A 22,545-nucleotide genomic window follows, 5' to 3' on the forward strand; every position below is an offset into this window, starting at 1 on the left:
TGACCGGGGTGCCGGCCGTCACTGCTCGGCGAGGTGAGGCGGCGCGGAGGAAGCGGGACTTGCCTTCCCGGGGGCGGCCACCGTCGGTCGCGTGTCGCGGAAGGACATCGCGGAAGGTCGCGGAAAGAAGTCGCGGCAGGAAGAAGAGTCAGGCCGCCCAGGCGCCCGGACGAACGGCTCCCGCGGTACGACGGCAAGAGCTGTCACAGGAATGCGCGGCTGTGCGCAGTTCCGGCCCTGATTCCTCCAGAGTCCGGCGGCGGGCTTCGGGGGCCGAGGCCGAGGAGTAGGTCTGCCAGTAGTGGGCCTGGCGATTGAGCTGGCCGATCAGCGGCATGAGATCGGTGGCGGCGGGGACGCCGGGGATGCCCAGGAGGTCTCCCCACTCCTCGCCGAAGGCCCGCCGCAGCACACGGTCTATGAGGTGGCGCAGCTGCTCCTCGGACAGCACGGCGCCCGGCGCGCCGGCCATCGCGTGGGCCTGTGCGTCGACCATGGCGGCGGTCAGTGCCGTCGAGTGCTCGTCGGGGGCGCCTGTCGTGGCGTCCAGCAGGTCCTGCAGTCGGCGGGCGCCGACGTGGTCGACCACGTCCTTGTAAAGGCTTTCGTCGAGCCCCAGGAGATGAGCGACGTACGACCAGTACTGGTAGAGGCGACGCTCCTCCTCGTCGGTGATGTCGATGCCGACGGCTGTGAGGGCCTGGAAGGCGATGAGGGTGAAGCCGAGCCAGGTGCGGGCCATGTCGAGCTGGCCGATCGGCAGACCCCGGGTGCCCCTGTCCCAGTCCGTGAGGGACGTGGCCCGCATACGGGCATGGGCCAGCCGGAGCTCGACCGTGGCCAGGTACCCCGGCCGTCCGCGCAGCAGCCCTCCCGGCCGTATGGTCTGGCGCGCCCACACCCCCGTCTCCGCGAGCCGGAGTGCGGCAGCCATGTCCGCCGGCCTGTCCGTTGCGGCCAGCAGCCGTGCGGTGGCCGGGGAGGCGTAGCTGTGCGCGAGCGCGCCGGTGATCGAGCAGAGCCCGAACCACATGGGAGGCACGGACAGGCTCACGGCATCGCCCTTGTGGAGCAGCAGCGGGTCCACCCAGGTGGGGGTGGCCTCCAGGTGCTTCAGCAGTGCGCCGATGGCCGCGGGGGGCTGTTGGCCAAGGCTGGGCAGGCCGCGCCTGAGGCCCGCGTCGAGGGCACGCCGGGCCCGCGGGCCGTAGAAATCCAGTTCGGCGATGACGGCATCGGCGAGCGGATCCCCGGCGGTGAGCAGGGTCACCACATGGTCGGCCTCGGCGCCGTGCCGACGGCGCGCCGCATCCAGGTCGACCACGCGCTCGGGGGCCTTGCGGGGTGTGTGCTTCGCGTCCATGGGGTTCTCACTTTCGAGCAGGTACGGCGGTCCGGCCGCCGGGTGAGGGGGGAGACGTGCTCGGGTGTCGATCCGCGCGGATCAGTTCTGGGGAAACGGCTGCTCAAGCCGCTTCCCGCATCACAGGGTTGGTTTCTGACACCTGTCAGGTTAGCCTGATTCTGACAGGTGTCAAGTAAGGTGTTCGTGGGTTCGCGAGAGGGCAGCGGAGCGCCTGTCGGGACGCAGGCAACGCAGGTCACGCGGACATGAGCAAACAGTCAGCAAACAGTCTTGGAGGCAACGGTGGGAGCAAGAGCCGAATCCACTCGACGGCCGGGGCGCCCCGGTGCGGGCACTCCCGCGGTGCCCGAGGAGGAAAGCATCCTGCAGCGAGGGCTTGAGGCCTTCGCGGAGCTGGGCTACGAGCGTGCTTCCGCACGCGAGCTGGCCCGCCGCCTGGGTGTCAGCCACAACTTCATCAACGACCGCTACGGCTCCAAGGCGACCTTCTGGCGCGCGGCGATGGACTCCGCGCTGGAGGCGCCACTGGCGCGTCTGCCACAGGTGGATCCCTCGCTCGACGACGCCGAGCAACTGCGGCAGCTCATCACCGGCTTCTACCGGACCGCCGCGGACACACCGCGGATCGAGCGGATCATGCTCGACGAGCTGTCCCAGGACACCGAGCGGCTGGACTACCTGTACGAGCGCTACATCGCCCCCACCCTGCAGCTCATGATGCCGAGCATCGAGCGGCTCGTCGCCTCCGGACGCATGGCGCCCATCCCGATGGACATGCTGTTCTTCGTCGTCATCCCACCCGTCTCGGGAATCCTGGAAGGGCCTCTGACGCGGCGGCTGGGCAGGCCCATGCCCGCCTCGCCGGAACAGCTCACGGCCACCGCGGAATCACTGGCGGCGATCGTGGTCAACGGGCTGCTCGCGACAGGTGCGGCAGGGAGCCCCTGAAGCTGGACTCGGGGCCCGTCAGCTACCGCCGGGGGTGCCCCAGAGGCGCCCCCGGACGGGCTGATCCTCAGCCCGTCTACCCCCCGTAGAACAGCTCCTCCACCACACCCCGGGCCCGCCGCGTCGTACGCCGGTACGCGTCCAGCATGTCGCCCACATGCCCCGGACCGAACCCCAGATACCGCCCCACCGCCGCCAGCTCACGCCCGTCCGACGGGAACGTGTCGCCGGCCCTCCCCCGCACCAGCATCACCGCGTTCCGCACCCGAGTGGCCAGCACCCACGCCTCGTCCAGTGTCGAGGCGTCCTCAGCGGAGATCAGTCCGGCGGCGCACGCGGCGGCCAGAGCCTCGCGGGTACGGGTCGTACGCAGGCCCGGCTCCGCCCAGCCGTGCTGGAGCTGGAGGAGCTGCACCGTCCACTCCACGTCGGACAGGCCACCGCGGCCGAGCTTGGTGTGGAGGGTGGGATCGGCGGCGCGGGGCAGGCGCTCGGACTCCATCCGGGCCTTCAGGCGCCGGATCTCGCGTACGGCGTCATCGCCGAGCCCCTCCGGGGGATACCGCAGGGGGTCGATCAGTTCGATGAAGCGCCGCCCCAAGTCCGCGTCCCCGGCGACGGGTTCGGCCCGCAGCAGGGCCTGGGACTCCCACCCCAGGGACCACCTCCGGTAGTACGCCTCGTACGAGTTCAGGGTCCGCACCAGCGGCCCCGACTTCCCCTCCGGCCGCAGATCGGCGTCGATCAGCAGCGGCGGGTCGGAGCTCGGGATCTGCAGCAGCCGCCGCATCTCCGACACCACGGCATGGGCGGCCCGCGAGGCCTCCTGCTCGGCCACGCCCTCGCGCGGTTCGTGCACGAACAACACGTCCGCGTCAGAGCCGTAACCCAGCTCGTGTCCGCCGAACCGGCCCATCCCTATCACCGCGAACCGGGTCGGCAGCGTGTCCCCCCAGCCCTGCCGCACGACGGCACGCAGCGTCCCGGCGAGGGTCGCGGCCGTCAGGTCGGACACCGCACCGCCGACCAGATCGACGAGCGCGCCCTGATCGGCCGCGGCGGGCGACTCCTCCGTGCCGTACGAGCGGACGATGTCGGCGGCGGCCGTACGGAACAGCTCACGCCGACGCACCCCACGCGCGGCGGTGACCGCGGCCTCTCCCCCGTCGGCGCGCCCCACGGCGGCGAGGATCTCCTGCTCCAGATGCGCACGGTCGCGGGGACCGAGGCCGCCCCCGTCGCCGTTGCCGTCGCCGAGCAGCGCCACCGCCTCCGGGGCCCGCATCAGCAGGTCGGGGGCCAGCCGTCCGGCGGACAGGACCCGGGCCAGGTTCTCGGCGGCGGCCCCCTCGTCCCGGAGCAGCCGCAGGTACCAGGGGGTTTTGCCCAGGGCGTCGGACACCTTGCGGAAGTTGAGCAGTCCCGCGTCGGGGTCGGCGGAGTCCGCGAACCAGCCAAGGAGCACGGGCAACAACGTTCGCTGGATCGCGGCCTTGCGGCTGACCCCGGACGCCAACGCCTCCAGGTGGCGCAGCGCGGAAGCCGGGTCCGCGTAGCCGAGGGCGACCAGCCGCTCCCGGGCCGCGTTCGCGCTCAACCGGGCCTCGCCGGGAGCGAGTTGGGCCACGGCGTCGAGCAGCGGCCGGTAGAAGAGCTTCTCGTGCAGGCGTCGTACGACGGAGGTGTGCCGCCGCCACTCGCGGTTCAGCTCGGCGACGGGGTCGGTGCGCAGGCCGAGCGAGCGGCCGATACGGCGCAGATCGGCGTCGCTCTCCGGCACGAGATGCGTACGCCGCAGCCGGTAGAGCTGGATGCGATGCTCCATCAGGCGCAGGAACTTGTACGCCTCGTCCAGCTGTACGGCGTCGGAGCGCCCCACGTAGCCGCCCGCGGCCAGTGCCTTCAGGGCCTCCAACGTGGTCCGGCTCCGTAGCGACGTATCGGCCCGGCCGTGCACCAACTGCAGGAGCTGTACGGCGAATTCGACATCCCGCAGTCCGCCGGGACCGAGCTTCAGCTCGCGCTCGATCTCGGCCACGGGGATGTTCTCGACGACGCGGCGGCGCATCTTCTGGACATCGGGGACGAAGTTCTCGCGCTCGGCGGCCTGCCAGACGAGGGGGGCGAGCGTGGCGACGTACTCCTCGCCGAGTTCGACGTCCCCCGCGACCGGCCGGGCCTTGAGCAGGGCCTGGAACTCCCAGGTCTTGGCCCAGCGCTGGTAGTAGGCGAGATGGCTGGAGAGCGTACGGACCAGCGGGCCGTTTCGGCCCTCCGGCCGCAGATTGGCGTCGACGGGCCAGATGGAACCCTCGACGGTGGTCTCGGAGCAGATCCGCATCAGGTGGGAGGCGAGCCGGGTCGCGGCCCGCAGGGCCTTGCCCTCGTCGGCTCCCTCCACGGCCTCCGCCACGAAGATGACGTCGACGTCGGAGACGTAGTTCAGCTCCTGTCCCCCGCACTTGCCCATCGCGATGACCGCGAGACGGCACATGGCGGCGTCCTCGGGGGCTGCGGCCCGGGCGATGGCGAGCGCGGCGCGCAGGGTGGCGGTCGCGAGGTCCGCGAGTTCGGCGGCGGTCTCGGCGAGGTCGGTGGTTCCGCATACGTCGCGTGCGGCGATGGACAGCAGGCAGCGGCGGTAGGCGACACGCAGGGACACCGGGTCGGCGGCTTCGGCGAGACCGCGCTCGAACTCCGCGATCCCGGGGTGCAGGTCCTGCGGCTCGTACATCACGAGCGCCTGCCAGTCGAGCGGGTGCCGGGCGAGATGGTCGCCGAGCGCGGCGGAGGCGCCGAGCACTCCGAGGAGCCGGTCGCGCAGCGGCTTCGACGCGATCAGCGTGTCCAGCAGCTCCCGCTGTCCGGCGTGATCCTTCTGGGCCTCGACAAGCCGTACGAGCCCGAGCAGCGCCAGGTCCGGATCGGCGGTCACCCCGAGTGCGTCGAGCAGGACCGGGTCGTTCCTCACCGGCGTCAGCTCGCCGCTCTCCAGAAGCCGCTCGGCGGCCGACGGATCGGTGAAACCGTGCCGCAGCAGCCGCGAGAAGGTACTGCTCCTGCGCCCCGGCGTCGCCATCCCCGGCCTCCCCTCGGATCAAGGTCGTACGGCCTTGAGCCTAACCGGAGTACTTGAGGGAAGCGCCCGGGCGGGAGTGCAGCGATGCGAGCGATGAGTTCGGGCGGGCGGCGGAGTCTGTTCTGGTGAGGAGGAGAATCCATATGGAACCACTGGAACCACAAGCTGAACTCGACACCCGCTACAGCAGCGAAGACGCCACCGCACCGCCCTGGTCGGAGACCGAGGCGATGCTCTCCGAAGCCGAGCTGTTCTGGATCTCGACGGTACGGCCCGACGGGCGGCCCCATGTCACACCGCTGCCCGCGGTGTGGGCGGACGGCGCGCTCCACTTCTGCACCGGGCCCGAGGAGCGCAAGGCACGGAACCTGGAGCGGAACGCGAACGTCGTGCTGACCACCGGCACCAACACCTGGAACAAGGGCTACGACCTGGTGGTGGAGGGCGAGGCGGTCCGGGTCGCCGACGACGGCCGACTGCGCGAACTGGCAGAGGTCTGGGAGCGCAAGTACGGCAGCTTCTGGCACTTCGAGGTACGGAACGGCCGCTTCCACCACGGCCCGGGCGATGCCCTCGTCTTTTCGGTGGCGCCCCGGACCGTTTTCGGCTTCGGTAAGGGAGAGCCGTTCAGTCAGACCCGCTGGCGGTTCGGGTGACTCTTTCGTCGGGGCGAACTGGAGGACCAGTGATTGAGTACACGCTCGAAGTGATCCCACTGCCGGTCAGCGACATCGACCGGGCCCGGGACTTCTACCGGGACAAGGTCGGCTTCCACGTCGACATCGACCAGGAGGTCATGCCCGGCATGCGCATCGTCCAGCTGACGCCTCCGGGCTCCGGCTGCTCGATCGCCCTCGGTGACACCCTCTGGGAGACGATGGACGGCCCGACGCCGGCCCCTGGCTCGTACCAGGGCCTTCAGCTGTGCGTCACGGACATCAAGGCGGCCCACGCCGAACTGACCGAACGCGGCCTGGAGGTCTCCGATCCGGTGCAGTACACCCCGGAGGACGGCGCCACCTTCATGAGCTTCAAGGACCCGGACGGCAACGGCTGGTCCATCCAGGAGTACCGCCGCCGGGCCACGGAGCCCTTGCACGAGCTGCTGGCCGAGCAGAGGCGGCAGCGGGAGGGCTGAGCAGGCGCGGGAAAGGGCAGGGGAGCTCTCGGAGATCCTTCGGAAGGATCTCCGAGAGCTCCCCTGTCGCCGCCGGAACCACCTGAACCGGAGCCCCGCGCCAGACCCGACGAACCGCCGAGAAGAGGGCGCACGGCACTGAACCACCGGGCTGATCCCCGCCCTGTCAGCTGGGCTCCGGCAGACGGCCGAGGTGCTTGGTGACGCGGTCGCGCAGAAGGAGGTACTCCTTCCAGCGGCGGGGCAGAGGGCCCGGTGGGCGCACCACGTGCCGGGCGGCGGTGACGGTCTGGCCGTGCTGGAACTGCTCGCGTGTCAGGTCGAGCTCCACACCGCTGGGCAGCCGGTTCCACCAGTGGAAGTTGTGCTGGGTTCCGTCGAGATACACCTCGCCGACCACGAGGTCGCCGCCGAAGACGTCGTTGACTATCAGGGCAGTGATGTCGCAGTGACCCCAGGCCGGATTGCCTGGCTGCCAGTCGGCGCGAGCAAGGTCGTCCGGGGAACAGGTGTCGGCGGCCCAGCTGGATCTCAGGGCCTTGTCAAGATCGAGAAGGTTCCAGGGAGTCATGCCCTCCAGCATCACAGCCACCACTGACATCGGAGCGGAAGCCTGGCGAGACGCCGCAGGGGCGACGGTTCGCGAACCGTCGCCCCTGCGTGGGGTTCCAGCGAGACACCTCGACTGACCTGCGCCTACAGAACCGGCAGGTTCTTCCGCAGCTCGAAGGCCGTGACCTCGCTGCGGTACTCCTCCCACTCCTGGCGCTTGTTGCGCAGGAAGAAGTCGAAGACGTGCTCGCCCAGGGTCTCGGCGACCAGGTCGCTGCGTTCCATCAGGGAGAGGGCCTCGCCGAGGTTCTGCGGGAGGGGTTCGATGCCCATGGCGCGGCGTTCGGCGTCCGTGAGGGCCCAGACGTCGTCCTCGGCGCCCGGCGGGAGTTCGTAGCCCTCCTCTATGCCCTTGAGACCGGCGGCCAGCAGGACCGCGTACGCCAGGTACGGGTTCGCGCCCGAGTCCAGGGAGCGGACCTCGACCCGCGCCGAGCCGGTCTTGCCGGGCTTGTACATCGGGACGCGGACCAGAGCGGAGCGGTTGTTGTGGCCCCAGCAGATGTACGAGGGGGCCTCGCCGCCGGCGCCCGCGGTGCGCGCGGCGCCGCCCCAGATGCGCTTGTAGGAGTTCACGAACTGGTTGGTGACCGCCGTGATCTCGGCGGCGTGCTTCAGCAGGCCCGCGATGAAGGAGCGGCCCACCTTGGAGAGCTGGTACTCCGAGCCCGACTCGTAGAACGCGTTCCGGTCGCCCTCGAAGAGGGAGAGGTGCGTGTGCATGCCCGAGCCCGGGTGCTCGGAGAACGGCTTGGGCATGAAGGTCGCCTGGACGCCCTGCTCCAGCGCCACCTGCTTCATGACCAGGCGGAACGTCATGATGTTGTCGGCCGTGGACAGCGCGTCCGCGTACCTCAGGTCGATCTCCTGCTGGCCCGGCGCGCCCTCGTGGTGCGAGAACTCGACCGAGATGCCCATCGACTCCAGCATCGTGATCGCCTGGCGGCGGAAGTCCATGCCCACGTTCTGCGGGGTGTGGTCGAAATAGCCGGAGTTGTCGGCGGGCGTCGGCCGAGAGCCGTCCAGCGGGCGGTCCTTGAGCAGGAAGAACTCGATCTCCGGGTGGGTGTAGAAGGTGAAGCCCAGGTCGGAGGTCTTGGCGAGGGCGCGCTTCAGCACGTAACGCGGGTCCGCGAAGGACGGGGAGCCGTCCGGCATGAGGATGTCGCAGAACATACGGGCCGTACCGGGGGCCTCCGCGCGCCACGGCAGGACCTGGAAGGTCGACGGGTCCGGCTTGGCGATCATGTCGGACTCGTAGACCCGGGCGAAGCCCTCGATCGCGGAGCCGTCGAAGCCGATGCCCTCGTCGAAGGCCTGCTCCAGCTCGGCCGGAGCCACGGCCACGGACTTGAGGAAGCCCAGCACGTCCGTGAACCACAGCCGTACGAACCGGATGTCGCGCTCCTCCAGCGTCCGGAGTACGAACTCCTGCTGCTTGTCCATCTTCCGCTTCCACCCATCCTTGCTGGTCAGACCGCCTGCTCCCGCGCCACGGGAGGCGGTCGGGCACCTGAGCATCCCACCACAACACCATTTCGTGCGCATTGCGGACCTTGATCGGGCGGCCGACCTCGGTCTGAACGTCTCACGTACGGCAGGTGTCCTGCTCTGCCGCCCATACTGCCTGCTCACCCGAGCCCTTGTAATGCCGGGGCGGGAAATGTATGGCCAACGACCAGGGGCACTACGTACGCCGCTACCGGCCGGACTACGATCAACCTCACCCGACCGTCTGTCCCCCAAGGCCCCTAAGGACTCATCATGGGTTCCGCGAAGAACAAAGCGTCCGCGTCGCGCAAGGCGCGCATAGAGGAGATGCGCCGTGCCGAGCAGGCCCGCGAGCGCCGCAACCGGATACTCACGATCACCGCGAGCGTGGTCATAGTCGGCGGCCTCGTGGCCGGAGGTACGTACCTCATCAACTCGCAGTCCGAGGACGACAGCAGCAGCTCGTCGGCCGGCCAGAAGGGGAAGTTCGTCACGGGCGAGGACGGCGTCAGGACCTGGAACACGAAGCTGACCCAGACCCACGTCAACGGCGACGTCAAGTACGCGATGAACCCCCCAGTGGGCGGCGACCACAACCAGGTGTGGATGAACTGCGACGGCGACGTCTACACCGACGAGATCAAGAAGGTGAACGCCGTGCACTCCCTGGAGCACGGCGCGGTCTGGGTGACGTACAACAGCAAGGCCTCGGACGCGGACGTGAAGGCGCTCGCGGACAAGGTCGAGAAGACCCCGTACTCGTTGATGAGCCCGGTCGAGGACCAGAAGGACCCGATCATGCTCTCCGCCTGGGGCGCGCAGCGCACGGTGACGAGCGCGAAGGACCCGAACGTGAACAAGTTCTTCGAGAAGTACGTACAGGGCGAGCAGACGCCGGAGAAGGGCGCCGCCTGCACCGGCGGCCTCGACAAGTAGCAGCAAGTACGTACATACGACAGCAAACAGGAAGCCGTGGCAACGATGAAGCACGTCGGCTGGATCGCCGGGGCCGCCGGGGTCGTTTTCATGGCGGCCGTCGGCGGGATCACGTACACGGTCATCGACGGCGACTCGGACGTGCGGGTCCCGGCGGCCGATTCCGCGGACGCGGGCTTCGCGCGCGACATGGCGGTCCACCACCAGCAGGCCGTCGAGATGTCGTACATCGTGCGGGACCGCACCGAGGACGAAGAGGTACGCCGTCTCGCGTACGACATCGCGCAGACGCAGGCCAACCAGCGCGGCATGATGATCGGCTGGCTGGACCTGTGGCAGCTGCCGAAGGTGTCCGCGGACCCGCCGATGACGTGGATGGGCATGGGCGACATGGCGTCCGGTGAGGACGGCGCGCTGATGCCGGGGATGGCGACCGACACCGAGATGAAGTCGCTTCAGAAGGCGAGCGGCAAGGCCGCCGAGGTCCGCTATCTCCAGTTGATGTACGCCCACCACGTGGGCGGTGTGCACATGGCCGAGGGCTGCGTGAAGCGGTGCGAGGTCGACGTGGAGCGCGACCTCGCGCGGGGCATGGCCGAGGCCCAGGAGTCGGAGATGAAGCTGATGACGGACCTGCTGAAGAAGCGCGGGGCGAAGCCGCCCGAGTAACGCCCCGCGGGGCGTCGGCGTGTGGCTCGCCACACCCCATCGCGTCGCTTTGACGATTACACTGGCCGCGTGCCTCAACTACGCCTCGCCCTGAATCAGATCGACTCGACCGTCGGCGATCTCGCCGGTAACGCCGAGGCGATCGTCCGCTGGACCCGGCACTCCGCCGAGCAGGGAGCGCATCTGGTGGCGTTCCCTGAGATGGTGCTGACCGGGTATCCCGTCGAGGACCTGGCCCTGCGGTCGTCCTTCGTCGAGGCCTCCCGCGCGGCCCTGCGCAGTCTCGCCGCGCGCCTTGCCGACGAGGGCTTCGGCCGGCTGCCGGTGGTCGTCGGCTACCTCGACCGGTCCGAGGCCGCCCAGCCGAAGTTCGGGCAGCCGGCCGGGGCGCCGAGGAACGCCGCCGCCGTGCTGCACGGCGGCGAGGTGGCGCTCACCTTCGCCAAGCACCACCTGCCGAACTACGGCGTCTTCGACGAGTTCCGCTACTTCGTGCCCGGCGACACCCTGCCCATCGTGCGGATCCACGGCATCGACGTCGCCCTCGCCATCTGCGAGGACCTCTGGCAGGACGGCGGGCGGGTGCCGGCCACCCGGACCGCCGGGGCCGGGCTGCTGCTCTCCGTCAACGCCTCCCCGTACGAGCGCGACAAGGACGACACCCGCCTCGAGCTGGTGCGCAAGCGGGCGCAGGAGGCCGGCTGCACGACCGCGTACCTCGCCATGATGGGCGGGCAGGACGAGCTGGTCTTCGACGGGGACTCGATCGTGGTCGACCGGGACGGTGAAGTCGTCGCGCGGGCCCCGCAGTTCGCCGAGGGATGCGTCGTACTCGACCTCGATCTGCCGGCCGCCGCCACCGAGCCGCCGTCCGGCATCGTGGATGACGGGATGCGGATCGAGCACCTCATCATCTCCGAGGACCCCCTGCCCGCGTACGAGCCGGAGCTCACCGGTGGATACGCGGAGCGGCTGGACGACGACGAAGAGGTGTACTCGGCGCTCGTGGTGGGGCTTCGGGCGTACGTCGCGAAGAACGGTTTCCGTTCCGTGCTGATCGGGCTCTCCGGCGGCATCGACTCCGCGCTGGTGGCCGCGATCGCCTGCGACGCGCTCGGCGCGGAGAACGTGTACGGGATCTCGATGCCGTCCAAGTACTCCTCGGACCACTCCAAGGGGGACGCGGCCGAGCTGGCACGACGGACCGGGCTCAACTTCCGGACCGTACCGATCGAGCCGATGTTCGACGCGTACATGGGGTCGCTGGGGCTCACGGGTCTCGCCGAGGAGAACCTCCAGTCGCGGCTGCGCGGCACGATGCTGATGGCGATCTCCAACCAGGAGGGGCACATCGTGCTGGCGCCGGGCAACAAGTCCGAGCTGGCGGTGGGCTATTCGACGCTCTACGGCGACTCGGTGGGCGCGTACGGCCCCATCAAGGACGTGTACAAGTCGTGGGTCTTCCGGCTCGCGCAGTGGCGCAACCGCGCGGCGGCCGAGCGCGGCGAGACGCCGCCGATCCCTGAGAACTCCATCACCAAGCCGCCGAGCGCGGAGCTGCGCCCGGGCCAGGTCGACACGGACTCGCTGCCCGACTACCCGGTCCTGGACGCGATCCTGGAGCTCTACGTCGACCGTGACACGGGCGCCGACGCGATCGTCGCGGCCGGGTTCGACCGCGACCTGGTCACGAGGACACTCCGCCTGGTCGACACGGCGGAGTACAAGCGGCGGCAGTACCCACCGGGCACCAAGATCTCGGCGAAGGGCTTCGGCAAGGACCGCCGGCTGCCGATCACGAACCGCTGGCGCGAGAACGTGTGACCTGGCCACCACACCACGGGGTCCGTCGAAGCGGAACAGGCTCAGGTGATGGCTGGTGGCGGTGTGTGGTTGGAATGTTGGTGAGGCGTCAGCGAACAGAGTGGAGCCTGAGCGTTTAGAAGGCGCTTTCCGTGAGACTTATGGCGGAGTCGTAAACGGGCCGGTGATGACACCGGCTCGTCAACCACCGCTCCCGTTAGGGGAAGTCGCCATGAGTGTCACCGCTTACCGTCGCGGCCGTACCGTCCGCACTGTCTCCGCTTCTGTGCTCGCCGTCACCGCCCTGACCCTGACCACCGCGTTCAGCGCGGGCGAGGGCGCCGACAGCAGGGCCGACGCCGCAAGCTTAGGCAACACCGCCGGTGGAAGCTCGAAGGGAGAGCCGATCGGAGACTGTGACATCAACAAGACGGTCTTCTCCGTCCAGAAGGTCGAGCGGCCCGTCAACCACCTGCTGCTCACGGCGACCAACGGGGCCGGGGTGGACTGCAGGCTCGCGGGCTTCCCGAGCCTGAAGTTCGGCCGGGACGCGCAAGCCGCCACCCCGCAGATCGAGGAGAGCAAGCCGCAGTCCGCCCCCGTCCTCGCCCCGGGGGAGAGCGCCTACGCCGGTATCACCACCTCCGCGGCAGACGGCTCGGGCTCCCACGGGCGCGTGGTCAACTCCCTGGAGGTGTTCATCGAGGGCAACGAGGACGGCACGGACGTCGAACTGCCCGGTGGTTCCGTCTTCATCGACAGCAGCGCCAAGGTGACCTACTGGCAGACCGATGTGGAGGACGCCCTTTCCTGGTGACTCCTGCGAGCACTCGGTGCGGCCCGGCGGACCGTTGTCCGCCGGGCCGCGGTCAGTACCGCGGCCCGGCGCTACCGCGCGCATCCGCCGGATGGTGTGCGGTGCCCGCATCGGCGCGAACATGTCGCAGGCCTGGCGCGGGCGGCGACCCACTTCGACGTCGGCGCCCAGGCCGAGGCTGATCCCGGCGGCCGGGATGCGTCGATGGCGGATCGCGGTGGGTGCGCCCCGGCATCGGTCAACGGTCATCGGTCAGCGGTGGGTCGTTTCGCGATGGCGCAGAACGTGCGTGGCGACCACTCGGCCCGCCGTCGGGACGACATCGCGCCGGTCCACCGCGTACGCCGCCCACGCAACGCCCAGCCCCAGAACCGCGAGCGCCGCCCCGGCCAACGCCGGCGACGTCGCGCCGAAGCCCGCTGCCAGCGCGAGGCCGCCGATCCACGCGCCGCCCGCGTTCGCGAGGTTGAACGCCGCCTGATTGGCCGAGGAGGCCAACGACGGGGCCGCCGACGCCTTCTCCATCACCATCAGCTGGAGCGGGGAGCCCGTGATGAACGCGGCCGTGCCGAGCAGCGTCACCGCCAGCGCCGCGCTCCATTGCGTCTGCATGAGGACGGGGAAGAGGGCCAGCACCGTCACCAGCGACGCCAGGCCACCGAAAAGAGTGCCGCGCAGGGAGTGGTCCGCCAGGCGGCCCCCGGCCAGATTGCCCACCGTGGCGCCCGCGCCGAACAGCGCCAGCAGCACGGTCACACGGGAGTCGGCGTATCCGGCGGAGTCCGTCAGCATCGGCGTGATGTAGCTGTACGCGGAGAACAGCGCGCCGAAGCCCGCGACCGTCGTCCCGAGGGCGAGCCAGACGGGGAGCGAGCGCAGGGCGGTCAGTTCGCCGCGCAGTCCGGCGGCGGGGGCGTGCGTGTGGTCGTGCGGCAGGAGCAGGGCGAGCGAGGCGATGGCGGCGAGGCCGATCGCGCTGACGCCGAGGAACGTGGCGCGCCAGCCGAGGTGCTGGCCCATGAGGGTCGCCACGGGAACCCCCGCGATGTTCGCGACGGTCAGGCCCAGGAACATCAGCGAGACCGAGCGCGCCTTGCGCTCGGGGGCGACCAGGCCGGTGGCGACGACGGCGCCGACGCCGAAGAACGCGCCGTGCGGCAGACCGCTCAGCAGCCGGGCGGCCAGCAGCCAGTGGTAGTCGGGCGCGAACGCCGAGAGCGCGTTGCCCGCGACGAACAGCGCCATCAGGCCGATCAGCACCTTGCGGCGCGGCATCTTCGCCGTCACCGCGGCGAGCAGCGGGGCGCCGACGACGACACCGAGCGCGTACGCCGAGACGAGGTGCCCGGCGGTGGGGATGGATATGTGCAGGTCGTCGGCGACGTTGGGCAGCAAGCCCATCATCACGAATTCGGTGGTACCGAGACCGAAGGCGCCCACGGCGAGCGAGAGCAGGGGTGCCAGGGGCATGGAGGGCCTTTCAGAGTTGCAGAGCGGAGTTCCGTACATCGTATGTTCACGTACGGAACAAACTCTCTCAGGCCCAGTATTCCAAGGAGTTACGAGCCGGTGTCCGCAAACTTCACGCGGGCGGCGATCGGGAGATGGTCGCTGCCCGTCTCCGGCAGCGACCAGGAGGTGACCGGCTCGACGCCCTTCACCAGGATCTGGTCGATCCGCGCCATCGGGAACGACGCCGGCCAGCTGAACCCGAAGCCGCTGCCCGCGGCGCCCTGTGTGGAGCGCATCTGCGAGGTGATGCCGTTGAGCGCACGGTCGTTCATCGTGCCGTTCAGATCGCCGAGCAGGGCGGCCTGCGGCAGCTTCTCGGCGGAGATGGCGTCACCCAGCGCGTCGGCGCTCTTGTCGCGCTGCCGCGCGGTGAACCCGGCCTCGATCTTCACCCGCACCGAGGGCAGGTGCGCCACGTACACCGCGAGCTGCCCGCCCGGCGCGGTGACGGTCGCCCGCATGGCGCGCGTCCAGCCCAGCTTGATGTCGACGGCCTTGACGTCGCTCAGCGGGTACTTGCTCCACAGGCCGACGGTCCCCTGGACGGAGTGGTACTTGTACGTCCCGGCCAGCGCCTTCTCGTACACCGGGACCACGGTCTCCGTCAGCTCCTCCAGGGCCACCACGTCGGCCCCGGAGGCGGCCACGGCGCGGGCGGTGCCGGACGGGTTCGCGTTGTCCGCGTTGACGTTGTGCTGGGCGACGGTGAGGTCGCCGCCGCCGCCGGTCTTGTCGAAGACCAGTCCGCCGAAGAGGCTGAGCCAGACGATCGCGGGCAGCAGCACGGCGATCAGTGCGGTCGCGGACCTCCTCAGCAGCGCGAGGCCGAGCAGCACCGGGATGAAGACGCCCAGCCAGGGCAGGAACGTCTCGTTGAGGGAGCCGAGGTTGCCGACCGTGTTCGGGATCTGCGCGTGCAGCACCATCAGGAGGGCGATGAGGACCGCGCAGACGGCGAGGATGATGCCGCGACGCCAGATACGGCGGTCGCCCCGAAGGGTGTCGAGCAGGCGCTGAAGCCGGGGTTCTCTGCGGTCGGGCTCCTGGCCGCCGCTGCCCGTCTCCGTCTTGTACGCCTGCGCCATACTCTCGACCTCACAACATGCCGTTCACCCATCCCCCGCACCCAAGAACCCTAGGGGATGATCGCGTTCACTCCGGCCGCCCCGACGGACGGCGATACGGGCACGATGACGCCCTTGCCTGCGTACCCAGTTCCGATCGTCCACCCTGTGGGAGCGGTCTGTGACGAAACCCTCACATTCACTCAGGGGTCGGTCGGACTTGAGCAACTTGGCGCCTTTACGGCCTGGCGCTCTCACCCCTTGCCGGGGCGCAGTCCCTCCAGGACGGTGTCGACGATCTCCTCGGCGAGGCCGTCGGGGAGTTCGGCGTCGGGGCGCATGACGGTGCGTACGAGCATGGGACCGCTGAACAGGTCGCCGATCAGCTCGACATCGAGGTCGGAGCGGATCTCGCCGTTCTGCTGCCCGCGGCGCAGCACCTCGTAGGTGAGTCGGCGCCGTGGCTCGATCACGTTCGCGTCGTACGCCTTCCACAGCTTGGGGCTGCTCTTCATCTGGGCGAGGACGTTGTGCACGAGCGACGAAGTGCGGTTGGCCAGGCCGCGCCTGCGTATCGACTCGAGGAGGGCGATCAGGTCGTCGCGCGTCGAGGTGCCGGGCAGCTTCAGGTCGACCTGCTCGGCGGCGCGCATGACGTCGCAGAAGAGCTCTTCGCGGTTGCTCCAGCGGCGGTAGATGGTGGCCTTGCCCACCCCCGCGGTGCGGGCGACGCGCTCTATGGAGATCTCCGCGAGCGGGACGCCGTCCTCCAGGAGTCCGATGACGCCCTCGATGATGGAACGCTCCACGCTCTCACTGCGCGGGCGCCCTCTCACGGCCCCACCACGTCCGGCCCCCTGCTCCGCGAGGTCCACGCCAACTCCCTTCGTCCGCCGCCCGGTTCGGGCCGATTCTCTCAGTGTTCGGCAGCCACCAGTTCGGTTTCCTCACCCCCGGGCTCCTTCGGGGCCGGGTCCCGGCCCGGCAGGAACAGCGCCACGACCAGGGCTCCGAAGAGGGCGACACCGGCTCCGCCCAGGGCGGTGAGATGCATGGCGTGCAGGAAGGCGTCGTGCGCCGGGGTGACCAGGGCCTCGCCCTGGGGCCCGAGCTTCGCGGCGGCACCGAGGGTGGCCTCGATGGACTCGCCCGCGTGGTGCCTGAGATCGGCCGGCAGCAGGGTGAGCTTGTCCTCGATGCCCGAGCGGTACGACGCGGACAGGACCGAGCCGAGTACGGCGATGCCCAGGGCACCGCCGACCTGACGGAAGGTGTTGCTGAGCGCGGAGGCGGAACCGGCCTTCTCGCGGGGCATGGTCTGCATGATCACGACGCTGGTGGGCGTCATGACGTGCGCCATCCCGGTGCCCATCAGGAAGAAGATGACCTCCAGGATCCAGATCGGCGTATCGGCGTCCAGGATGGTGAACGCGGCCAGCATCACGGCGATGAGCGACATGCCCCCGGTGGTCGTGATCCGGTAGCCGAAGCGGTCGACGACCAGCCGGGCCCGCGGCGCGAAGACGAGTTGTGCCGCGGCCAGCGGCAGCATCAACAGGCCAGTCTGGAAAGGCGAGTAGCCACGCACGGTCTGCGTGTAGAAGACCGCGAAGAACGTCACGCCCATCAGCGCGAAGAAGACCAGCCCTATGGCGCCGATGGCCGACGAGAAGACCCGGTTCTTGAAGTACGTGACGTCGACGGACGGGTGGTCGATGCGCTTCTCGTACCAGACGAATCCGGCGAGTACGGCGAGTCCGGCGCCCATGGTCGCCAGCACCTCGACGTCGGTGAAGTCGGCGAGCTGACCGCCCTTGATGATGCCGTACACGAGCAGGACGAGCCCGACGACGGACAGCAGCACGCCCACCGGGTCGATCCGGCCGGGCTTCGGGTCGCGGGAGTCGGGAACCAGCACCGTCATGAGCCCGATCGCCAGGATCACGATCGGCACGTTGATGAGGAACACGGACCCCCACCAGAAGTGGTCGAGGAGCACCCCTCCGGTGATGGGCCCGATGGCGATGGCGAGTCCGACGCCGCCCGCCCAGATGCCGATGGCCTTCGGCTGCTCGTCCCGCTCGAAGACATTCATGAGGACGGCGAGGGTGGCGGGCATCACGAAGGCGGCACCGAGCCCCATCAGGGCACGGAAGCCGATGAGCTGCTCCGGTGAGCTGGAGAACGCGGCCAGCGCCGAGGCGCCACCGAAGACGGCGAGCCCGCCGAGCAGCACCTTCTTGCGCCCGAGCCGGTCACCGAGGAGGCCGGCCGTGAACAGCAGTCCCGCGAAGACGAGCGTGTACGCGTTGATGGCCCACTCGAGCTCGCTCTGGGTGGCCCCCAGGCCGGTCGGGGCGGGCGTCGAGATGGTCTTGATCGCGACGTTCAGGATCGAGTTGTCGAGCACGACGATCAGCAGGCTCAGCATCAGCACGCCGAGGATCACCCAGCGACGCCGATGCACGGCCTCCGGTACACGGGAGCCGGTGGCGGCGGGAGTAGTCATGCCGTCGAGATTAGCGAATAACGATACGAGACGGTCTCGTATCTGAATTCCTTTACCGAGAACTTACGCGGAAGGAGTTGCGGCGATCACAACGGGAGGCGGTGAGAGCCCCTAGCCGTTCCACGGCACGAGGTGCCACCATGGAGGGGATCCGGGGACGCCGTCAGGGCGCCTCGAGATGACAGAAGGAGCCGTTGCGATGACGCAGCTCTCGGCTGCCCAGAAGACCTCCGACAGCAGCAAGACGCTGTACGGAGGGAAGGGCACTCGCCGCATCACTGTCCGCGACCTCAACGCCGCCAAAGAGCGCGGCGAGAAGTGGCCCATGCTCACCGCGTACGACGCGATGACCGCGTCCGTCTTCGACGAGGCCGGCATCCCGGTCATGCTCGTCGGCGACTCTGCGGGCAACTGCCACCTCGGGTACGAGACGACCGTGCCTGTCACGCTCGACGAGATGACCATGCTCTCCGCCGCGGTAGTACGGGGCACCTCGCGCGCCCTGATCGTCGGCGACCTGCCCTTCGGGTCGTACCAGGAGGGCCCCGTCCAGGCTCTGCGCTCGGCCACACGCCTGGTGAAGGAGGCGGGGGTCGGCGCCGTCAAGCTGGAGGGCGGCGAACGCTCGCACCGCCAAATCGAGTTGCTCGTCGAGTCCGGGATCCCGGTCATGGCGCACATCGGCCTGACTCCCCAGTCCGTGAACACCATGGGCTACCGCGTCCAGGGCCGCGGCGAGGAGGCCGCCCAGCAGCTCCTCCGCGACGCCAAGGCCGTCCAGGACGCCGGGGCCTTCGCGGTGGTCCTCGAACTCGTACCGGCCGAGCTGGCCGCCGAGGTCACGCGTGTCCTGCACATCCCGACGATCGGCATCGGGGCCGGGCCGGACACCGACGCGCAGGTCCTCGTCTGGACGGACATGCTCGGCCTGACCGGGGGGCGCGTGCCGAAGTTCGTGAAGAAGTACGCGGACCTCCGGTCGGTCATGACGCAGGCCGCGCAGGCGTTCGCCGAGGACGTGGTCGGCGGGACGTTCCCGACGGAGGAACACTCCGTCCACTGAGCCGGTTGCCTCCGGCGGTTGGGCGGGGGGCCTACGGGGGTGGTGGGTTCGGTTTGTTGGCGACTGCGGGCCGTCGGTGGCTGGTCGCGCAGTTCCCCGCGCCCCTGGGGTGGGTGGTGGGTGCGGGGTCGTGGGCCGGTGCGTCAGCCCGTCGCAGGGCGGGCATACGGCCCTGGGCTGGTACACGGTGCGGGTTCTCCGAGACCGGACCTAAGCGACGGGCATACGACGCACCGGCCCACGCCCCCTCCCGCCGGAGAGAAACTGCGGGTCGTCGGGGGTGCGGGCTTTCCCGGGGCCCGGGCTTGTTCGGGGCGCCGGGATCTTCGGGCCGCGGATAGCCGCAGGCTTTTGCTTTTCAGGGGCGCGGGGAACTGCGCGACCAGCCACAACGCACCCGCAGCCGCGACACGACCTGTCACCCACCACCCCCCGGCGGGGGCCTGGGGCGCAGCCCCCAGTTTCGGGAAGGGGCGGGGCTGGGGAAAAGAACCCCTTCCACCCCAACCGCCCACTCGTAACGCCGCGTTCACCCCGAATTGGCCCCCCGCGGGCAAGGGGGCCCAACACCCCCACCCGTGGAGGCCCCGATGCCAGAAACATCCGTACCCTTCCGCGCAGGCCAGGAAGGCTACGCAAGCTTCCGTATCCCGGCCGTCGTCACCACGGCGGCCGGAACCCTGCTCGCAATGTGCGAGGGCCGCGTCGGCTCCCACGACGACTTCGGCAACATCGACATCGTGCTGAAGCGGTCCACGGACGGCGGACGGACCTGGGGTCCACTGGAGGTCGCCGCGAAGCACGGCGACGACCTGGCCGGCAACCCCGCCCCGGTCGTCCTGGACACCGGCCGCCTGCTCCTCGTCCACGTACGCAACGCGGCCCTCGCCACCGAGGACGCCATCCGAAGGGGCAAGGTGAGCGCCGCCGACGGACGCCGCGTCTGGGTCCAGCACAGCGACGACGACGGGGTCACCTGGTCGAGGCCACGCGACATCACCGCCCAGACGAAGCAGGCGAGTTGGCGGTGGTACGCCACCACACCGGGCCACGCGGTCCAGCTCGCCGGAGGCCGCGTGGTCGTGCCCGCCAACCACTCTCTCCCGCCGGCCGGCCGGGACAACGGCACCGAGGGAAAGTACAACGGCGGACACTGCCTGCTCAGCGACGACCGCGGCGAGACCTGGCGCATCGGCTACCTCGACGACAACACCGACGGCTACATCAACGTGAACGAGACGACCGCCGCCGAACTCCCCGACGGCCGCGTCTACTTCAACACCCGTAACGACGCGACAGCGCCCGGCACCCGCGCCGACGCCTACTCCACGGACGGCGGCCAGACGCTCATGAAGCCCTTCCGGCCGCAGGCGGGGCTGGTCGCGCCGGTCTGTGAGGGCAGCGTTCTCCAGCTCCGTGACCCGGACGTGCTGCTCTTCTCCGGTCCCGCTGTCCCCGGCTACCGCGCCCTCATGACGATCCGCGCCAGCACCGACGCCGGCGTCACCTGGCGGCCCGTGCACACGGTGGACGGACTGCCCGCCGCGTACTCCGATCTCGTACGCCTCGACGCCTCGACCGTCGGTCTCCTCTACGAGACGGGCGACTTCAGCGCGTACGAGACGATCACCTTCCGCAGGGTCCCCGTGACGGACCTCACGTGAGTGGTGGGGCGATTCCCCACGGACGTACGGACGTAAAGTCGGCCCATGACCTCTACCGACAACAGTGCACAGCAAGCCGCCAAGGCCCCGGCCAAGGACCCCTGGGACCTGCCCGACGTGTCCGGGCTCGTCGTGGGCGTGCTCGGCGGCACCGGCCCGCAGGGCAAGGGCCTCGCCTACCGGCTGGCCCGGGCAGGGCAGAAGGTGATCATCGGTTCGCGGGCCGCGGAGCGGGCGCAGTCCGCCGCGGACGAACTCGGGCACGGCGTCGAGGGCGCCGACAACGCCGAGTGCGCGCGGCGCAGCGACATCGTGATCGTGGCGGTGCCGTGGGACGGGCACGGCAAGACGCTGGAGTCGCTCCGGGAGGAGTTGAGCGGGAAGCTCGTCGTCGACTGCGTCAACCCGCTCGGTTTCGACAAGAAGGGTGCGTACGCGCTGAAGCCGGAGGAGGGCAGCGCCGCCGAGCAGGCCGCGGCCCTGTTGCCCGACTCGCGTGTCACCGCGGCCTTCCACCATCTGTCCGCGGTACTGCTCCAGGACCCGGAGGTCGAGGAGATCGACACCGATGTGATGGTGCTCGGCGAGGTACGGGCGGACGTCGAGATGGTGCAGGCGCTGGCCGGCCGTATCCCCGGCATGCGCGGCATCTTCTCCGGGCGGCTGCGCAACGCCCACCAGGTCGAGTCGCTGGTCGCGAACCTGATCTCGGTGAACCGCCGCTACAAGGCCCATGCGGGCCTGCGGGTCACCGACGTATGAGTGGGTGGGGGACACTGGTGAACAGGAAAGCAGTGTCCCCCTGACAGGAGTCCCTCCGATGCCCCGCCTGGCCCTTTACGCCCTCTTCGTCTGCGTCCTCTCCGTCGCCGCGGCCGTCGTCTCCTTCGCCAAGGGCTACTGGCTGGGCATCGTGTGGGTACTGCTCGCGGGCCTGTCGTCCAACATGGCCTGGTACTACCTGCGGCGCGGCAAGGCGCGGAACGGCTCCGTCACGAACTGACGGTCAGGCGCTGACGGTCACGAACCGACGGTGCAGAACTGGTCGGTGTCCGTCCAGAAGCGGTAGAGGTTCTGGCCGCAGTACGTGCTGATCTCGTCGATTCCCAGGCCGCGCAGGAGCGTGTCGATCACGTCGAAGAACACACCGTTCACCGCCGGGATCCACAGGATGGCGATCACGAGGAGCAGCCCGAAGGGCGCGAGCGGCTCCACCTGGCGGCGGATCTTGTACGACAGCCAGGGCTCGATCATGCCGTAGCCGTCCAGGCCCGGCACCGGCAGGAAGTTCAGCAGCGCGGCCGTGACCTGGAGCAGGGCCAGGAACGCGAGGGCGAACCGGAAGTCGGCCGGTACGCCGTCGAGCGCGTCCAGCCAGAACGGGGCCGTGCAGACGACCGCGAACAGCACGTTCGTCAGCGGGCCCGCCGCCGAGATCAGGCTGTGCTTCCAGCGGCCCTGGATGCGGTTCCGCTCGATCCAGACCGCACCGCCGGGCAGACCGATACCGCCCATGATCACGAAGATGACGGGCAGCACGATGCTCAGCAGGGCGTGGGTGTAGGCGAGTGGATTGAGGGTCAAGTAGCCCTTCGCGCCTATGGAGATGTCGCCGCTGTGCAGGGCCGTACGCGCGTGTGCGTACTCGTGCAGACAGAGCGAGACGATCCACGCGGCCGTCACGAACAGGAAGACGGCGATACCGGGCTGTTCCGCGAACCCGGTCCAGGTGGCCCAGCCCGTGACCGCCATGACGGCCACGATCCCGAGAAAGACCGGGCTGATCCGCCGGTCGCTGTGGCGGTTGGTGGCGGTGGTCATGGGGTCGGGCTCCCTGGGTTCGTACAAACGGGCGTGCCCGACCGTACCGGGCG

At 69.7% G+C, this 22,545-nt stretch carries 20 protein-coding genes; 11 read left to right on the plus strand and 9 right to left on the minus strand.

The window, feature by feature from the left end; all coding sequences use genetic code 11:
* Nucleotides 1-148 precede the first annotated feature (148 nt).
* A complete protein-coding gene (locus OP79_RS33465; protein WP_051745108.1) occupies nucleotides 149-1,363 on the minus strand; it encodes an oxygenase MpaB family protein in 1,215 nt (404 codons plus the stop codon).
* Nucleotides 1,364-1,708: 345 nt separating this feature from the next.
* Between OP79_RS33465 and OP79_RS33470 the strand changes: the two genes are divergently transcribed.
* Nucleotides 1,709-2,314: a TetR/AcrR family transcriptional regulator gene (locus OP79_RS33470; protein WP_033325544.1), complete on the plus strand. Its 606-nt coding sequence runs from the start codon at nucleotides 1,709-1,711 to the stop codon at nucleotides 2,312-2,314.
* A 76-nt stretch (nucleotides 2,315-2,390) separates the two neighbouring features.
* Here OP79_RS33470 and OP79_RS33475 read toward each other — a convergent pair whose 3' ends face one another.
* On the minus strand, nucleotides 2,391-5,393 hold the full coding sequence (locus tag OP79_RS33475) for a bifunctional [glutamine synthetase] adenylyltransferase/[glutamine synthetase]-adenylyl-L-tyrosine phosphorylase (protein ID WP_033325545.1): 3,003 nt from the start codon (nucleotides 5,391-5,393) through the stop codon (nucleotides 2,391-2,393).
* Between the two features lie 143 nt (nucleotides 5,394-5,536).
* Here OP79_RS33475 and OP79_RS33480 point away from each other — a divergent pair, with 143 nt between their 5' ends.
* Both OP79_RS33480 and OP79_RS33485 read left to right on the plus strand, forming a co-directional pair.
* Complete coding sequence (locus tag OP79_RS33480) at nucleotides 5,537-6,049, plus strand: pyridoxamine 5'-phosphate oxidase family protein (protein ID WP_033325546.1); 513 nt, start codon at nucleotides 5,537-5,539, stop codon at nucleotides 6,047-6,049.
* Between the two features lie 32 nt (nucleotides 6,050-6,081).
* Complete coding sequence (locus OP79_RS33485; RefSeq protein WP_033325625.1) at nucleotides 6,082-6,531, plus strand: VOC family protein; 450 nt, start codon at nucleotides 6,082-6,084, stop codon at nucleotides 6,529-6,531.
* Nucleotides 6,532-6,697: 166 nt separating this feature from the next.
* On the opposite strand, the gene OP79_RS33490 is transcribed toward OP79_RS33485, so the two are convergent.
* Entirely contained in the window at nucleotides 6,698-7,102 is a 405-nt protein-coding gene (locus OP79_RS33490; protein ID WP_033325627.1) for a YunG family protein, read from the minus strand.
* A gap of 125 nt (nucleotides 7,103-7,227) precedes the next feature.
* The gene (gene glnA / locus OP79_RS33495) at nucleotides 7,228-8,589 is read right to left on the minus strand and encodes a type I glutamate--ammonia ligase (protein ID WP_033325549.1); all 1,362 of its coding nucleotides are present in this window, start codon (nucleotides 8,587-8,589) and stop codon (nucleotides 7,228-7,230) included.
* Between the two features lie 318 nt (nucleotides 8,590-8,907).
* Here glnA and OP79_RS33500 point away from each other — a divergent pair, with 318 nt between their 5' ends.
* The 4 genes from OP79_RS33500 (at nucleotide 8,908) to OP79_RS33515 (ending at nucleotide 12,859) form a co-directional block, all read left to right on the plus strand.
* The gene (locus OP79_RS33500) at nucleotides 8,908-9,570 is read left to right on the plus strand and encodes a thioredoxin-like domain-containing protein (RefSeq protein WP_033325550.1); all 663 of its coding nucleotides are present in this window, start codon (nucleotides 8,908-8,910) and stop codon (nucleotides 9,568-9,570) included.
* Between the two features lie 45 nt (nucleotides 9,571-9,615).
* Nucleotides 9,616-10,239 (plus strand): DUF305 domain-containing protein, encoded by a 624-nt coding sequence (locus OP79_RS33505; protein WP_033325551.1) that lies wholly within the window; start codon nucleotides 9,616-9,618, stop codon nucleotides 10,237-10,239.
* Between the two features lie 69 nt (nucleotides 10,240-10,308).
* The gene (locus OP79_RS33510; RefSeq protein WP_033325552.1) at nucleotides 10,309-12,063 is read left to right on the plus strand and encodes an NAD+ synthase; all 1,755 of its coding nucleotides are present in this window, start codon (nucleotides 10,309-10,311) and stop codon (nucleotides 12,061-12,063) included.
* Between the two features lie 211 nt (nucleotides 12,064-12,274).
* Nucleotides 12,275-12,859, plus strand: coding sequence for a DUF4232 domain-containing protein (locus tag OP79_RS33515; protein WP_051745109.1), 585 nt, complete (start codon nucleotides 12,275-12,277; stop codon nucleotides 12,857-12,859).
* 252 nt (nucleotides 12,860-13,111) lie between these two features.
* Here OP79_RS33515 and OP79_RS33520 read toward each other — a convergent pair whose 3' ends face one another.
* The 4 genes from OP79_RS33520 to OP79_RS33535 all read right to left on the minus strand — a co-directional run bounded on the left by OP79_RS33520 (nucleotide 13,112) and on the right by OP79_RS33535 (nucleotide 17,944).
* Complete coding sequence (locus OP79_RS33520) at nucleotides 13,112-14,329, minus strand: MFS transporter (protein WP_033325554.1); 1,218 nt, start codon at nucleotides 14,327-14,329, stop codon at nucleotides 13,112-13,114.
* A gap of 89 nt (nucleotides 14,330-14,418) precedes the next feature.
* Entirely contained in the window at nucleotides 14,419-15,456 is a 1,038-nt protein-coding gene (locus tag OP79_RS33525; protein WP_033325555.1) for an endonuclease/exonuclease/phosphatase family protein, read from the minus strand.
* Between the two features lie 233 nt (nucleotides 15,457-15,689).
* On the minus strand, nucleotides 15,690-16,310 hold the full coding sequence (locus OP79_RS33530) for a TetR/AcrR family transcriptional regulator (protein WP_078492165.1): 621 nt from the start codon (nucleotides 16,308-16,310) through the stop codon (nucleotides 15,690-15,692).
* Nucleotides 16,311-16,351: 41 nt separating this feature from the next.
* A complete protein-coding gene (locus tag OP79_RS33535; RefSeq protein ID WP_051745110.1) occupies nucleotides 16,352-17,944 on the minus strand; it encodes an MFS transporter in 1,593 nt (530 codons plus the stop codon).
* A gap of 199 nt (nucleotides 17,945-18,143) precedes the next feature.
* Here OP79_RS33535 and panB point away from each other — a divergent pair, with 199 nt between their 5' ends.
* The 4 genes from panB (at nucleotide 18,144) to OP79_RS33555 (ending at nucleotide 21,674) form a co-directional block, all read left to right on the plus strand.
* Complete coding sequence (panB, locus tag OP79_RS33540; protein WP_033325560.1) at nucleotides 18,144-19,007, plus strand: 3-methyl-2-oxobutanoate hydroxymethyltransferase; 864 nt, start codon at nucleotides 18,144-18,146, stop codon at nucleotides 19,005-19,007.
* A 590-nt stretch (nucleotides 19,008-19,597) separates the two neighbouring features.
* Nucleotides 19,598-20,671 carry a sialidase family protein gene (locus OP79_RS33545; protein WP_033325562.1) on the plus strand — a complete coding sequence of 358 codons (1,074 nt, stop codon included), beginning with the start codon at nucleotides 19,598-19,600 and terminating at the stop codon, nucleotides 20,669-20,671.
* A 45-nt stretch (nucleotides 20,672-20,716) separates the two neighbouring features.
* Nucleotides 20,717-21,433 carry an NADPH-dependent F420 reductase gene (gene npdG / locus OP79_RS33550; protein WP_033325564.1) on the plus strand — a complete coding sequence of 239 codons (717 nt, stop codon included), beginning with the start codon at nucleotides 20,717-20,719 and terminating at the stop codon, nucleotides 21,431-21,433.
* Nucleotides 21,434-21,437: 4 nt separating this feature from the next.
* Complete coding sequence (locus tag OP79_RS33555) at nucleotides 21,438-21,674, plus strand: hypothetical protein (RefSeq protein ID WP_425428643.1); 237 nt, start codon at nucleotides 21,438-21,440, stop codon at nucleotides 21,672-21,674.
* A 17-nt stretch (nucleotides 21,675-21,691) separates the two neighbouring features.
* Here the strand turns inward: OP79_RS33555 and OP79_RS33560 are convergent, their stop codons facing one another.
* Nucleotides 21,692-22,492: a site-2 protease family protein gene (locus OP79_RS33560; RefSeq protein WP_033325567.1), complete on the minus strand. Its 801-nt coding sequence runs from the start codon at nucleotides 22,490-22,492 to the stop codon at nucleotides 21,692-21,694.
* Nucleotides 22,493-22,545: the final 53 nt, after the last annotated feature.

The organism is Streptomyces yerevanensis (genome assembly GCF_000716805.1).
In the GTDB taxonomy this organism is placed as follows: domain Bacteria; phylum Actinomycetota; class Actinomycetes; order Streptomycetales; family Streptomycetaceae; genus Streptomyces; species Streptomyces flaveus.